Origin of the sequence: Microbacterium sp., from assembly GCF_036566905.1 — a bacterium.
Classification (GTDB): Bacteria; Actinomycetota; Actinomycetes; order Actinomycetales; family Microbacteriaceae; genus Microbacterium.
Window position 1 is genome coordinate 47143 of record NZ_DATCVK010000118.1, and the last position, 12507, is coordinate 59649.

At 69.9% G+C, this 12507-nt stretch carries 13 protein-coding genes and 1 pseudogene; 6 read left to right on the plus strand and 8 right to left on the minus strand.

What is annotated here, in order from left to right; genetic code table 11:
- Positions 1–32 precede the first annotated feature (32 nt).
- The 3 genes from VIP82_RS08990 (at position 33) to VIP82_RS09000 (ending at position 3978) form a co-directional block, all read left to right on the plus strand.
- Positions 33–866: an NAD(P)/FAD-dependent oxidoreductase gene (locus VIP82_RS08990; protein WP_331907764.1), complete on the plus strand. Its 834-nt coding sequence runs from the start codon at positions 33–35 to the stop codon at positions 864–866.
- Between the two features lie 199 nt (positions 867–1065).
- Positions 1066–2124, plus strand: coding sequence for a hypothetical protein (locus tag VIP82_RS08995; RefSeq protein ID WP_331907784.1), 1059 nt, complete (start codon positions 1066–1068; stop codon positions 2122–2124).
- 54 nt (positions 2125–2178) lie between these two features.
- On the plus strand, positions 2179–3978 hold the full coding sequence (locus VIP82_RS09000; RefSeq protein WP_331907766.1) for a SulP family inorganic anion transporter: 1800 nt from the start codon (positions 2179–2181) through the stop codon (positions 3976–3978).
- 38 nt (positions 3979–4016) lie between these two features.
- Here VIP82_RS09000 and VIP82_RS09005 read toward each other — a convergent pair whose 3' ends face one another.
- From VIP82_RS09005 to VIP82_RS09015, 3 genes are all read right to left on the minus strand, one after another.
- Positions 4017–5933: a bifunctional copper resistance protein CopD/cytochrome c oxidase assembly protein gene (locus VIP82_RS09005; RefSeq protein WP_331907786.1), complete on the minus strand. Its 1917-nt coding sequence runs from the start codon at positions 5931–5933 to the stop codon at positions 4017–4019.
- A 227-nt stretch (positions 5934–6160) separates the two neighbouring features.
- Complete coding sequence (locus tag VIP82_RS09010; protein ID WP_045301792.1) at positions 6161–6448, minus strand: HU family DNA-binding protein; 288 nt, start codon at positions 6446–6448, stop codon at positions 6161–6163.
- A gap of 209 nt (positions 6449–6657) precedes the next feature.
- Complete coding sequence (locus tag VIP82_RS09015) at positions 6658–7251, minus strand: TetR/AcrR family transcriptional regulator (RefSeq protein ID WP_331907768.1); 594 nt, start codon at positions 7249–7251, stop codon at positions 6658–6660.
- A 226-nt stretch (positions 7252–7477) separates the two neighbouring features.
- On the opposite strand from VIP82_RS09015, the gene VIP82_RS09020 reads away from it, so the two are divergent.
- Positions 7478–8332, plus strand: coding sequence for an alpha/beta hydrolase (locus tag VIP82_RS09020; RefSeq protein ID WP_331907770.1), 855 nt, complete (start codon positions 7478–7480; stop codon positions 8330–8332).
- Positions 8333–8486: 154 nt separating this feature from the next.
- Here VIP82_RS09020 and VIP82_RS09025 read toward each other — a convergent pair whose 3' ends face one another.
- Positions 8487–9647, minus strand: a complete 1161-nt coding sequence (locus VIP82_RS09025; protein WP_331907772.1) for an alpha/beta hydrolase — start codon at positions 9645–9647, stop codon at positions 8487–8489.
- A 109-nt stretch (positions 9648–9756) separates the two neighbouring features.
- Entirely contained in the window at positions 9757–10101 is a 345-nt protein-coding gene (locus VIP82_RS09030; protein ID WP_331907774.1) for a DUF1048 domain-containing protein, read from the minus strand.
- A 143-nt stretch (positions 10102–10244) separates the two neighbouring features.
- Between VIP82_RS09030 and VIP82_RS09035 the strand changes: the two genes are divergently transcribed.
- Positions 10245–10829, plus strand: a complete 585-nt coding sequence (locus VIP82_RS09035; protein ID WP_331907776.1) for a TetR/AcrR family transcriptional regulator — start codon at positions 10245–10247, stop codon at positions 10827–10829.
- A gap of 81 nt (positions 10830–10910) precedes the next feature.
- Here the strand turns inward: VIP82_RS09035 and rpsN are convergent, their stop codons facing one another.
- Genes rpsN through rpmB form a run of 3 tightly spaced genes read right to left on the minus strand, consistent with a single transcriptional unit; the run spans position 10911 to position 11626 of the window.
- The gene (gene rpsN, locus VIP82_RS09040) at positions 10911–11216 is read right to left on the minus strand and encodes a 30S ribosomal protein S14 (protein ID WP_163615787.1); all 306 of its coding nucleotides are present in this window, start codon (positions 11214–11216) and stop codon (positions 10911–10913) included.
- A gap of 3 nt (positions 11217–11219) precedes the next feature.
- Positions 11220–11390 carry a 50S ribosomal protein L33 gene (gene rpmG, locus VIP82_RS09045; protein WP_005051772.1) on the minus strand — a complete coding sequence of 57 codons (171 nt, stop codon included), beginning with the start codon at positions 11388–11390 and terminating at the stop codon, positions 11220–11222.
- On the minus strand, positions 11390–11626 hold the full coding sequence (rpmB, locus tag VIP82_RS09050; RefSeq protein WP_055832508.1) for a 50S ribosomal protein L28: 237 nt from the start codon (positions 11624–11626) through the stop codon (positions 11390–11392). The genes rpmG and rpmB overlap by 1 nt, the downstream gene beginning before the upstream one ends.
- A 392-nt stretch (positions 11627–12018) precedes the next feature.
- On the opposite strand from rpmB, the pseudogene VIP82_RS09055 reads away from it, so the two are divergent.
- Positions 12019–12507, plus strand: a pseudogene (locus tag VIP82_RS09055) (hypothetical protein); the annotation flags it as partial.

Sequence of the window (12507 nt, forward strand, 5' to 3'; positions counted from 1 at the left end):
GATCCCGACGCAACCCGACGAGAGGATCACCCATGTACGACGTCATCGTCATCGGCGGCGGGCCCGCAGGCCTCCAGGCCGCCCTCACCATCGGACGCATGCACCGGAGCGTGCTGCTGCTGGACTCCGGGGAGTACCGCAACGCCACCGTCGAGCACGCGCACAATCTGCTCACCAACGACGGCCGCAGCCCCGCCGAGCTGCGCCGCATCGCCCGCACCGAGCTCGCCGCCTACGGCACGGTCGAGGTGCGCGCGGACCAGGTCACGGCAGTCGCCGGCACGATCGGCGGCTTCGAGGTCACCACCACGGAGGGGCCGGAGCTTGCGCACCGCCTCGTGCTGGCGACCGGCATGCGCGACGAGCTTCCCGCCGTCCCCGGGCTCGCCGAGCAGTGGGGCCGTCGTGTCGCACAGTGCCCGTTCTGCCACGGCCACGAGTTCGCCGGGCGGCGCATCGGCATCCTCATCGAGGGCGAGCACAGCGCCATGATCGAACGGATGCTGCGCCCCGTCGTCGCGTCCGCGTTCATCGCCCGTCCGGCCGACGTCGCCGCGGTGACCGAGGTCGACGGCGGTCTCGAGCTCGCGCTCGTCGGGGGCGGTGCCCAACTCGTCGCGGGCGTCTTCACGGCTGCGACGTCGACCCAGCGCGCACCGTTCGCGGAGCAGCTGGGCTGCGGCATCCTGCCGAGCGGCGGTGTGGAGATCGACCCGCTGGGCCGCACGACGGTGCCCGGCGTCTACGCGGGGGGCGACATGGCCCACCTCGCCGCCGTGCCGGGCCCGATGGTGTCGCTGGCGGCGGCGATCGCCTCCGGCCAGCTCGCGGGGGCGAGCGTGGTGCGCGACACGATCATGGCCTGACCTGGGCGAACGCCCGCTGCCGGGACGCAAGAGACAGGGAGTCCACAATGTGTCCGTCCACAGCGGCCTCCCGGCGAGTCTTTCCTAGACTGGCCGGGTGGACCAGGGGGCGTTGGACACGGCATCCGGTCGCGCGAGCGCGACGCCGGCCGTCGAGGTGACCCCCGCGCCCGCGGCCGGAACGGCCGAGCGACCGCTCATCCAGCCGCCGCGCAAGGCTCGCGAGCGCCGTCGTCTCGCCATCGACCTCTCGCTCCTCGGTCTCGTCGGCATCCTGCTGATCCTGGCCGTCTTCGCCGCGTGGGGCGTGATCGAGCGTCAGTTCTACAGTCCGAGTGCGTTCGTCGACCGCTACGTCGACCTCCTCGCCGAGGGCCGCGCGGCCGATGCGCTCGCCGTGCCCGGCGTGGCGGTCACCTCCGCGGAGCTCGAGGCCGCCGGGCTCCCGTCCACGGCGTCCGAGGCGCTGCTGCGCAGTGCCGCCCTCGCCCCGATCAGCGACGTGGAGGTCGTGTCGGAGGAGCAGGACGGCGACGTCACGCACGTGACGATCGAGTACCAGGCGCGCGGCTACGACGGGCGCACGACGTTCTCCGTCGAACGAGACGGCACGATCGGCCTCGCCCCGACGTGGCGGTTCGCCGAGAGCCCGCTCGCGGTCATGAACCTCGGCGTCAGCGGATCGATGGTGTTCGACGTCAACGGCTTCGAGATCGACAAGCGTCAGGTCTCGCCGGAAGGGGCGGATGCCGACCCCGCGGCGCCGGTCTCGCTCCTGGTGTTCTCTCCTGGCCTGTACTCGGTGTCGGTCGACACGGCGATCTCGAGCACCCCTGGCGTGGCCGTGCTGTCCGACAGCCCGTTCCACGCGATCCCCGTGAACGTGCAGGCGCAGCCGACGGAGAAGTTCATGAGCGTCGTGCAGCAGAAGGTCGAGGAGTTCCTGACCGCCTGCGCGACCCAGGAGGTGCTGCAGCCGACCGCCTGCCCGTTCGGCTTCTTCGTGCAGGACCGGATCGTCTCGCTGCCGAAGTGGTCGATCGTGCAGCAGCCCACGGTCGCGGTCGAACCCGACGGCGCCGGCTGGTCGATCCTCGCCGCCGAGGCCGTCGCGCACATCGATGTCGACATCCGCTCGATCTTCGACGGCCGGGTCCGCCCCATGAGCGAGGACGTGCCGTTCATCGTCAAGGGCACGATCACGGTGCAGCCGGACGGCACGGCGTCGATCGTGGTGACCGGCCCCGACACCAACTGACCACCCACGGGACGGCAGCCCCGGCTTCCGCCAGAATGGATGGCGGAGTCGATGATGACGGCTGTGAAGGGTATCGCCCGCTGGGTTCCGGCTGTCGCCGTGGCGCGGAGGTACGAGCGGGCGTGGCTCTGGCCCGACGTGCGGGCGGGCATCGTCGTCACGGCGCTGCTCATCCCCGCGGGTATGGGATACGCGGTCGTCGCCGGACTGCCGCCGGAGACCGGCCTGTACGCCACGATCGTGCCGTTGCTCGCCTACGCGATCTTCGGACCGTCACGCGTGCTCGTGCTCGGTCCCGACTCGGCACTGGCTCCGATCGTCGCCGCCGCGATCCTCCCGCTCGCGCTCGGCGACCCGGCCCGTGCTGTCGCGCTCGCGGGGTTGCTGGCGATCATGGTCGGGACGCTGCTCGTCGTCGGCGGGCTGGTGCGCCTGGGGTTCGTCACCGATCTCCTGTCCAAGCCGATCCGGGTCGGCTATCTGAACGCCATCGCCGTCATCGTCATCGTCTCGCAGCTGCCCACGCTGCTGGGATTCTCGATCGACGCATCCTCGTCGTGGCGGGGCGCAGCAGCGATCGTTCAGGGGATCTCCTCGGGAATGATCGACCCGACCGCGGCCGCGTTCGGCGTCGGGTCGCTCGTGGTGATCTTCGCACTCAAGGCCCTGCGATCTCGGATACCGGGGGTGCTCGTCGTCGTGGTGGTGTCCACGGCGCTCACGGCGCTGCTCGGCATCTCGACTCTGCTGCCCGTCGTCGGTGCGCTCCCGCAGGGCCTTCCCGCACCCGCGCTGCAGGGCCTCCGGCTGACGGACATCGCCGCCCTGGCACTGCCGGCCGCGGGCATCGCACTCATCGCCTTCACCGATACCGCCGTGCTCTCGCGCACGTTCGCCGCCCGTCGGGGGGACAGCGTCGACGGCAGCCAGGAGATGGCCGGACTCGGCATCGCCAACATCGCCGGCGGTGCTCTCGGCGGCTTCCCGGTGTCGGGTTCCTCGTCGCGCACCCCTGTCGCCGAGCAGGCGGGGGCACGCACTCAGCTCACGGGCGTCGTCGGCGCATTCCTGCTGATCGTGTTCATCCTCGCGATGCCGGGGCTCACGCAGTTCCTCCCTTCTGCCACGCTCGCCGCCGTGGTCACAGCCGCCGCCATCGGCCTGATCGACGTGCGCGGCTTCGCCCGGCTCGTCCGGATCCATCTCGTCGACGCCGTGCTCTCACTGGCCGCATTCCTCGGCGTGCTCGTCTTCGGCGTGCTCGAGGGCATCGTCATCACGATCGCGCTGTCCTTCGTCGCCTTCGTGAACCGCTCGTGGCGGCCGTACAAGGCCGAACTGGGGCGTGTGGAAGGCCTGCGGGGCTACCACGACATGTCGCGCAATCCCGCGGCGACCCGCGTCCCCGGGATCGTGATCGTCAGGTTCGACGCGCCCCTGTTCTTCGCGAACGGCGCGATCTTCGACGACTGGGTGCGCTCACGCGTCCACGCGGCAGGAGACGGCGTGCGCACCGTGGTCCTCGCGGCCGAGCCCATCACCGACATCGACACCACCGCGGCCGACGAGCTGGTCGAGCTCGACGAGTACCTGCGCGTCCACGGCATCCGTCTCGTGATCGCCGAGATGAAGTCGCCGGTCATCGACACTCTGGCGAGGTTCGGCCTCACAGACCGCTTCTCGCCGGACCGGTTCGCGCCGACGGTCGGCGCGGCGGTCGACGAGGTGACCGGAACGCTGCGCGGCGACATCGCAGGGACGCGATGGGATCCCGCGACCGGCCCGGCCGGTCCTCTCCCGGACGACACCGGTGACCGGCCGCCTCCCGCGGACCCGCCCGTTCAGGAGACGTAGCCGTCTGCGGCCGGTGGCACCCCGCCTGCGGGGCGGCGTCAGCCGCGGGTGCGCGCGTCGCGCTCGGCGAGGGCGGCGAGGCGGGCGTTGTACGCCTCGAGCTCGGCGTCGCCGGTGCGGTCGGCGTGCCGATCGCGGCGCTTGGTCTCGCGATCGTCGCTGCGGCTCCACTGGATCGCGACCGTGATGGCGAGGATGAGCGTCGGGATCTCGCCGATCGACCAGGCGATGCCGCCGCCGGTGTACTGGTCCTCCAGCGGGGTGGCGCCCCAGGTGCGGCCCATCGAGCCGAACCACTCGGCGATCATGAGGCCCTCCTGCATCATGATCGCGATGCCGAAGAAGGCGTGCATCGCCATCACGCCGATGAGGAGCAGCAGCCGTCCGGGATAGGGCAGGCGGTACGGCACAGGGTCGATGCCGATGAGGCTCATCACGAAGAGATAGCCCGTGATGAGGAAGTGCGCGATCATCCACTCGTGCCCGAGGTGGTCGTAGAGCGACCAGCGGAACAGCTCGGTGTAGTAGAAGACCCAGAGCGATCCGACGAACAGCCCGGCGGCGACGAAGGGGTTGGTCAGCACGCGGGCGACCGGAGAGTGCACCGCCCACAGGATCCACTCGCGGCCACCGCGCGTGCCGTCGTCGCGCTTGTGGATCGCCCGCGCGGCGAGCGTGATCGGCGCGCCCGGCACCAGCAGCAGCGGGATCGCCATGGTCAGCAGCATGTGCCCGACCATGTGCATGCTGAACAGGTAGTCCTGGTAGACGTTGATGACGCCGCCGGTGACCCAGACGAGCAGCAGCCATCCGGCCACCCACATGATGGTGCGGTACAGCGGCCACGCGTCGCCGCGGCGACGCAGCCGCCAGACGCCGACGAGGTAGAAGAAGATCGCGAAGCCGGCGACGATCGCCCACAGCAGATCGATGTTCCACGAGGTGAGCCAGCGGTCGAGCGTCAGCTCGGGCGGCAGCGGGGCATCGGTCAGACGCTGCGCCGGCGTCGGCGTCTCGGGGATCAGCGGGGCGACGGGAGGGGGCGTCCGGGCAAGGGCGGCCGCCGCACCGCTCGCGACACCCATCAGCACGAGCTCGAAGCCGACGAGGGTCCAGAACGACCGCGTGGCCCGGTCGGTGTCGCGCATCCGGCCGATCAGCCGCGTGCGGTACCAGGCGCCGAACAGCCCCAGAGCGATCAGCGCGAGCACCTTCACGCCGAGGATCACACCGTAGGGCGACAGCAGCGCCGACCAGTCCCTCAGCCCGATCGCGGCGCGCACCGTTCCCGACACCGCGACCACCGCGAAGGCGGCGAGGGCGATGCTCGAGTAGCGCCCGACCGTCGCGGCACTGTCTTCGCGCGACTGCAGCGGCCGCACGATCACCACGAGCAGCAGGCCGCCGAGCCACACCGCCGCCGCGAGGATGTGCAGGATCAGGGCGGTCATCGCCTCGTGGTGGAAGGCCTCCTCGCCGGAGTGGCCCTGTGTCCCCATCGGGACGAGGGATGCCGCCGCCAGCAGGGCGACGAAGAAGGTCGCGGTCCACGACCTGACGGCGAAGGTCAGCACGGTGAGGGCGGCGCCGGCGAGGGTGGTGATGAGCCACGTACGGCCCACCTCGGTCTCGACGATGTAGCGGCCGAGCTGGGCGCCGAACTCGGGGCCGATGCTGATGACGGGGTTGAACGCGTCGATGAAGGTCAGGAATCCGGTCGCGGCGGCGGCCATGGTGAACACGGCCGCCGAGATCGACGCGGTGTCGAGGGCGATGTCGAATTCGCGCTCGCCGGCGCGGAGGGTGAAGAGCGCCGTGACGAGCACGCCGACCATGCCGGCCGCCGAGAGGTTGACGACGAGCTTCGCCGTCGGAAGGCCCCACCGCACGAACGGCCCGGGATCGGCGAGGGCGAGGGGCGCGGCGCCGCCGCCGAAGGCGAGCGCCCACACCATCACAGCGAGGGCGGCCACGATGAGCAGCACGGGCCCGACCGCCCGGAGAACGCGCGGATCGCCCGGGAACCCGGCAGCTCCGCGCGGCGCGTCGACGCCGTGTGGAGCGGTGGTGGGGGTCACCTTCTCAGCCTACGTCGCGCGATCCCGGTCGTTGCGCGTACGCAGACAGCAGGAGAGGGGATGCCGCTGGTCGCGGCATCCCCTCTCCGGAGGTCTGCGTCGGATTACTTGACGGCAGCCTTGAGCTTCGAGCCCGCGGTGACCTTGACGCGCTTGCCGGCGGGGATCTTGATCTCCTCGCCCGTCTGCGGGTTACGGCCGGTGCGAGCGGAGGTGGCGACCTGCTCGAACGCGATCCAGCCCGGGATCGAGACCTTGCTGCCCGCGGCGACCGCGTCGGAGACAGTGGAGAAGAGGGAGTCGAGCACGCCCGAGACGGCCGACTGGCTCTGGCCGGTCGCGCTCGCGATGCTCGCGACGAGTTCGGTCTTGGTGATGGTCTTGTCGGCCATGTGGTTGTCCTCCAAAGACGGCGGATGCCGTCTTGTCATTGCTGGGACCGGACGGCTTCGCCCCCCGGCTGGTCGGTTCGACCGGGACCGAATGTACCTGACACGACCGACAGATCCGCGTATTTTCGCGGATTTCTGAGGTTTTGGACCGCGTGTCGTGTGACTGGTGTGACTCATGGGGCCGATGTGACGCGATATTCAGCCCACGGTCAGCTTCGGTGCGCCGCGATGAGCTCGCGCGCCGTCCGCGCGAAGGCGGGGCCGACGCGGTCCTGGCCGTCGAGGTAGCCGCCGACGAGCGCGGCATCCCGCAGCAGCACGAGGGACGCCGCAACCGCCTCGGGATCGCGCAGCCGAGCGCCCTCGGCGAGCTGCCGGAGGGTGGCCCGGAACCACTCGCGATGGTCGGCGATGAGCTCGCGCACGGGTCCCTGATCGGGGTACTCGGCCGCGGCGTTGATGAAGGGGCACCCGCGCGTGTGCCGCTCACGGATGTCCTGCTCGATGCCGGCGACGACGAGGTCCAGCAGCACGTCGGGGTCGTCTGAGACCTCTGCCGCCTGGGCGAAGAGCGAGCGCAGCGCCTGATCCTCGCCCTCGAGGTAGGCGAGCACGAGACCCTCCTTGCCGGCGAACTGCTTGTACATCGTGGCGCGGGTCACGCCTGCCTCTTCGATGATGCGATCGACGCCGACCGAGTGGATGCCCTCGTTGTAGAAGAGGTCGGTCGCCGCCTGGAGAAGCCGCTCGCGGGCGGGCGACGGACGTTGTGCCGCGATCGTCGCGGCGACGGTGGTGCTCATGGATCCCCCTCCAGTCCTCCATCGTGCCATCGTTTCTGCCCGCTGACCGGGCGTGGAAGCGATGCCCCGAATCGGGCGCCGGAATCTTTTCAACTATTTCTGGGAATAGTCTTGCACAGATAGAACGTTCGGTCTACTGTCGGTCACATCAGCCGGAACCACACCAGGATCCGAAACCTGAGACCACGACAGAACCCACCGCTGCACCGCACACAAGGAGCTCGAAATGGCCACCGCGACCAAGACCCCGATCGTCCTCATCCACGGCCTGTGGATGACCCCCAAGAGCTGGGATACCTGGGCCGACCGCTTCCGCGCCGCCGGACACCAGGTCATCGTCCCCGGCTGGCCCGGAATCGACGACCGCACCGTCGAGGACATCCGCCACAACCCCGAGGCACTGAAGGGGATCGGCCTGAAGCAGATCGCCGACAACTACGAGCGGATCATCCGCGAGCTTCCGGAGAAGCCCATCATCATCGGCCACTCGTTCGGGGGAGTCCTCACGCAGATGCTCGCCGACCGCGGCCTCGGCGTCGCATACGTCGGCGTCGCTCCCGGGCAGACCGCCGGCGTCACGGCCCTTCCCCTCTCGACGCTGTGGACGGGCACGCCGATCCTCGCCAACCCGTTCGGCAAGAACGGCGCCAAGCCGCTCTCGAAGCGCCACTTCCACTTCACCTTCGGCAACGACCTTCCCCGCGCGGAGTCCGACAAGCTGTGGGAGGAGTTCGCGGTGAACTCCTACAACCGGGTCTTCTTCGAGGGCGTGCTCTCGGTGCTGAACGAGAAGGGCGGCGTCACCCACGTCGACTACGCGCGCGCCGACCGCGCACCGCTCCTCATCATCACCGGCGAGATCGACCACGTCGTGCCGCCGGCGATCGGCGAGGCGATCGTGAAGAAGTACAAGGCTTCGGGCAGCCCTGCCGTCGTCGAGTACAAGACCTACCCGAGTCGCACCCACCGCCTGGTGAGCCAGGACGGCTGGGAGGAGATCGCCGACTACGCGCTCGAGTGGGCGACGACGCATCAGGTGCGCGAGACCGAGCAGGCTCCCGAGGCGGAGGCGGCCCAGTAACCGGATGCCCCGCTCCGGCGCCGCAGGGAAACCACTTCGCCGCTGAGCCACCACGCCATTGCGTGGCGTCCCAGCGGTCGAGTGGTGTCTCGGCCGATGTCCGCGGTGGGATGCAGAGGCCCGGGGCTCGTGAGAGCCTCGGGCCTCGATCGCGTCAGGCGTGCAGGCGTCGCAGGGCGGCGACGACGTCGTCGTGCCAGCGCCGCGCCGCGGGCAGCGCCCCGCTGAAGATGGGGGTGTCGTGAGTGACTCCCTGGTACCGCACGACGCTCGCATCCACCCCGGCCCGCCGCAGCGCCGCACCGTACGCATCGCCGTCGCCACGGAGCGGGTCGTACTCCGCCGTCAGGATCACCGCGGGCGGCAGGCCCTCGAGCGACGCGGCGAGAAGGGGTGAGGCATAGGGCTCACGCGCCTGGCGCGGATCGGCGAGGTAGGTGCGCGCCACAGAGCGCAGCTCGCGCAGGGCGATGAACCGGGGGATGCCGAGGGCTCGTGTCGCCCGCAGGTCGAGGTGGCCGCCCGTCAGGTCGACCACGGGGACCTCGAGCACCTGCAGCCGGAGCGGACGCTGGCCTCGGTCACGATTCACCAGCGTCACCGCGGCGGCGAGATTCGCTCCCGCCGACGTGCCTGCGACCCCGATGCGGTGCGAGTCGATGCCGAGTTCGTCGGCAGCGGCGAACAGCCACTCGAGCGCTGCATGCGCCTGCTCGACGGCCGCGGGATAGGGATGCTCGGGTGCGAGGGCGTAGTCGACCGCTGCGACCGCGACGCCGGCGTCATGCACGCGACGCCGGTTCGCGGCATCCGTGGAGGGATATCCGATGCCGCCGATGCGGAAGGCACCGCCGAAGAACGACAGCACGCCCGGCACCCCCTGCGCCGGAGGGTCGTCGGGGTCAGGGTGGTAGACGCGCACCCGCACGTCGGGATGACCGGACACTTCGACGACGTGCTCGGTGGTGCGGATCCTCGGCCCCGCGAGACCCACCTTGTGCAACTCGCGACGGTCCCACGCGAGAGCGGCCTGGCGGTGCCGTGCCCGCTTGCGGGCGTTCGGTCCGAGGACCGGCTTCGCCGCGGCTCCGGTGTCCTTCGGCGGGGCGGTGTCCTTCGGCGGGGCTGCGGCGGCCGGCGTCGCGCCGCCTCCCATGCCGGTCATCGCCGCCGGCCCCTTTGCGAACGGCCACAGCGCGCTCAGCCGCGCGCGCACCGAGCCCAGCGCCTTGTCGAAGAGGTACTTGCGGTGCACACGCAGGCGCTCCTCGAAGAACGGATCCAGCGGCATCCATCGCTCCCCTGTAGACGTCATGCCGAGTGTAGAGCCGGAGCCCGCGACGCTCACGGGTATTGACACCAGCCGGAAACCGGCGATGCCGGCGTCATCGCCGGGCGGCGCCCGAGGAGTCAGAGGCGGGTCGTCACGCGGAGTCGATCGCCGCGGTCAGCGAAGCCCTCATCGCAGTGTTCCACGATCCGGCGAGGTGGTTCTCGAGGAGCGCCTCGGCGACGTCGGCCGGCTCCTCGCCGACGACGGAACGGATCGGGACGCCGTCGGCGGCCGCCTGCTCGAACAGGAGCGCCAGATCGTCCAGGGCGCACGCGATCGCGTCGACCTCCACGATCGCTCGGCGGTCCGCCAAGTAACTCTCGAAGGCGCTGAACGCGGCACGGAACTCCGAGGGCAGCGCTTCCACGCGGGCGCCGCGCGTCTGCGCCGCGCACTCTTCGGCGAGGCGGGTGATCGTCGGACTCTTGTGGGCCATGGAGGTCTCCTTCTGCGCCTGGGTCGGACTCTCGCCGCCCGATCGCCCTCGGTCTTTGCCGACACGCTACGTGTCGTGTCATCGGGACGCTAGCAGCAGATGTTTCACTTCGCAACACGACACGTAGCGTGTAGCTTGGACCCATGAATGCTGCACCCGACCCCAGTCGTCGCAGCGAGCGCGCGCGGGTCGCCGTGCTCGACGCCGCCCTCGCACTGTGCCGCGAGAGCGGGTTGGCTCAGCTCACGATCGAGGGGATCGCGGATCGCGCGGGCGTCAGCAAGAAGACGATCTACCGCTGGTGGCCGTCCAAGGGCGCGGTGCTGCTCGATGCGGTCGCGGATCTCGCCAGCCGGACCGCACTGCATGGCGATACGGGGGACCTCGCGGCCGACATGGCCGCACAGCTCAACAACGTGGTGGAGATCATCAGTCCGCAGGACACGTCGCCGGTCGCCGCGCTGGTCGCGGAAGGGCAACGGGACCCCGCTCTGGCCGCCTCCATCCGGGAGCAGATGATCATGCCGAGCATCGCGGGGTTCGAAGAACGCCTGCGATCTGCCCAGCGCGTCGGTCAGATCCCGGAGAACGCCGACTTCGGGGTGGCTCTCGACCTGTTCTACGGGCCCATCTACCACCGACTCGTGTACCGGCTCGGCCTGCCCGACGAGGACGAGATCCGCACGCGGGTCGACCACGTCATCGCCGGGTTGCGTGCGATGGGGTGAGCGCGGATCGGGAGATGCAGAAGGCCCGGAGTTCCGAGGAACTCCGGGCCTTCCGACTGCGGTCTCAGCGACCGGGAATGCTTACCAGCTCGACTTGGTCACGCCGGGCAGCTCGCCACGGTGAGCCATGTCACGGAAGCGGACACGCGAGATTCCGAACTTCGTGAGGACACCGCGGGGGCGGCCGTCGATGACGTCGCGCGAACGCACGCGCACGGGCGAAGCGTTGCGGGGAAGCTTCTGCAGGCCCACGCGAGCGGCTTCGCGCTCCTCGTCGGTCGACGTCGGCGACACGAGCGCCTTCTTCAGCTCGGCGCGCTTGGCGGCGTAGCGGTCGACGACCGCCTTGCGCTGCTCGTTGCGCGCGATCTTGCTCTTCTTAGCCATGGATCAGCGCTCCTCTCGGAATTCGACGTGCTTGCGGATGACCGGGTCGTACTTCTTGAGCACGATGCGATCGGGGTTGTTGCGGCGGTTCTTGCGCGTGACGTAGGTGTAACCCGTGCCCGCGGTGGAACGCAGCTTGATGATCGGACGGACGTCCTGAGCCTTCTTGGCCATCAGAGCTTCACACCCTTCGCCTGGAGGTCACGCACGACCGACTCGATGCCGCGAGCATCGATGACCTTGATGCCCTTGGCCGAGACGTTGAGCTTGATGTTGCGACCCAGCGACGGAACGAAGTAGGTCTTCTTCTGCACGTTCGGGTCGAAGCGGCGCTTCGTCCGGCGGTGCGAGTGCGAGATGTTGTGACCGAAGCCGGGAACTGCTCCAGTCACCTGGCACACTGCTGCCATAGTGATGTCTCCTTAGTACCGTGGAGCCGGACGGCCCCACCCAAGATCCCTTGTCTGCACCCTTCGACAAGCCGACGGACCGGGTTCAACCGGCCTGGGGCGTGAGGATGAAGGCGCGAACTGCGTGCTGGAGTGCGCGCAGACAAAGAGAAAGTCTAGCACGCACGGCGTGTCGGCCTTGACGCGCTCGATCTCGGCCATGCGCAACGGACGCTCGACTGGGCTTCAGACCGCGGATCGACGTATTCCGGTGCCGGAATCCATCCTGACAGGTCGTCCAACGATAGCCTTCTGCACGACGGCGGCCCTTGCGGGTGTCTACAAACTCTGCCGCGCGTGATTTCCGCTGGTGGAGCATGTTCGTCATTCCGGCGTGGGAGAGGACGACGCAGATGACCGAGCCGCTTGGCGAGACCCGGCTGTGGCCGGCGTCGCCGTTCGATCTCGCCGACGCGCATCGCTGCCCGTCGTGCTTCGCCGCCATCTCGGCGGCCGCCTGCCCGGTGTGCGGCTTCGACCTGACCGACCCGCGCGCCGTGGGTGTGCTGGAGCTCGGTCGCCAGATCGTGTCGGTCGAGCTCGCCCGGCAGCAGCTGATGGACGAGATCCGCCTCGCCTCGGCGTCGAGCGCATCGCTCACCGCGGCGCAGGTGCGGATGACGGATGCCGCAGCCCCGCAGCTCGTGGCTGCCGGCACCGTCGTCGACCCGACCGTGGGCCCGTCCGTCGTCGCACCATCGACCGTCGTCGACCCGATCGATGCGCCCGAGGTCGTCGCCGCCCAGCCGGCGGGGGACCCGGCCGCGGCAGTCCTCGCCGGTCCCGGAACGGACGCCGCCCCGTCGAACGCCACGGCAGCGGCCGGCCCGCCCTCCAGTGCG